Below are 1,260 nucleotides of genomic sequence, written 5' to 3'. Positions count from 1 at the left end.
GAAGTTGCCTTCGCCGACCGCCGCGACGATCCGGGCGCGCACGTCCTCCCATTGCGCCGGGAATTGCGACTTTCCTCGCTGCTCGATGAAGTCCTTGGAGCTCAGAACGGTTCCGACGGCGACGAACAGTGCCAGCACGGTCTCCCTGCTGTCGGACTTGCGCGCTTCAAGCGCCATGCCGATCGTGACCGGTGGCCGGGCGCCTTCCGTGTCTTCGAAACCGAGCGCGATGTAGGTGCGCGCCTCGTCGCGCCGGCGCTGATCTTCGCCGAGCGTCCCAAGGCAGTAATCGACAACGCTGCGCTTCGAGCCGCTGCGCGATTTTCCGCTATCGCCGGCGACCGCGTTCAGGCGCAAGAACCGCCGGCTCGCGCCGGTGAGAACGACCTGTGCCATGTCGAGGATTGTCGATTTGCCGGACCGGTTCTCGCCCAGGACCCCGACGTGTCCTGTCACGTCGATGTCGGCGACGTCGAACAGGTGCCAGTTCACCATCGTCAGGTGGCGTAGTTCCATCATGCCTCGTCTCCTGCGGGCTGCGGAAACCGCGCCTCCTCGCTACGGACGTAGCGCTCGAGCCGTTGGAGGGCATCGCTGCCACTGATCAGCTTAATCATCGGGCGGATCCTGATCTCGCAGTCCTGCTGCTCGTCGTCAAAATCACTGATCTCGACCAAACTGCGTTGGGCAGCCTCGCGCAGGATGTCCCGGAAGCGGGCGGGCGAGATCGCGCCTCCGCCGCCGTGTTGCGCCATCTCGCGGTAGCGATCGAACAGGTCGTTCAAAGTGGCCACTACGACGGCCCGGTCCTCGACTGCTCCGACGTTCACCTCCTGCTGCCAGTATGCCGCCAGCACCAGCATGACGATTGTTTCATCGAGCTTCATCCGGGGCAGCGGCACGTCCTCGTCCATGGCGACGATGCCGGCCCACTGCGCCTCCGGATCGCGATGGACGCGGTATCCGCAACTATCGAAGAAGCCGTCGACCACGTCGCGGAAGCGGCCATCCATGATCGTGTTGTAGACTGTCCCGGTCCGGGGGTCTCCCGCGAACACGAACTGCCGCCGTAGCAGGAAGTGCAGCGCTTTGCGGAGGTCGGCTGCCTTTTCCGCGCCGAAGGAGCGCTCGACGTTTTCGAACTCACTGAGCATGGGCTGCCTCTGCTTTCCGGAGGGGGCCGGATCGCCTGACCACGAAGTTCGCACACCGAAGCCATTCGCTGTCGTGGGGCGGCGTGTCTGGGCGCGGCTCCAGATC

Annotated in this window: 2 protein-coding genes; both read right to left on the bottom strand. The window is 64.8% G+C overall.

Translation table 11 applies throughout. The features are described from left to right. A partial coding sequence (locus XI08_RS10000; RefSeq protein ID WP_271574286.1) for an ATP-binding protein occupies positions 1-519 on the bottom strand: 519 nt, incomplete at its 3' end. After that, a partial coding sequence (locus XI08_RS09995) for a DUF4194 domain-containing protein (RefSeq protein ID WP_271574285.1) occupies positions 516-1,260 on the bottom strand: 745 nt, incomplete at its 5' end. The genes XI08_RS10000 and XI08_RS09995, both read right to left, overlap by 4 nt.

The organism is Bradyrhizobium sp. CCBAU 11361, assembly GCF_028128935.1.
Classification (GTDB): Bacteria; Pseudomonadota; Alphaproteobacteria; order Rhizobiales; family Xanthobacteraceae; genus Bradyrhizobium; species Bradyrhizobium niftali.
This window is presented reverse-complemented; position numbering and strand designations above follow the sequence as displayed.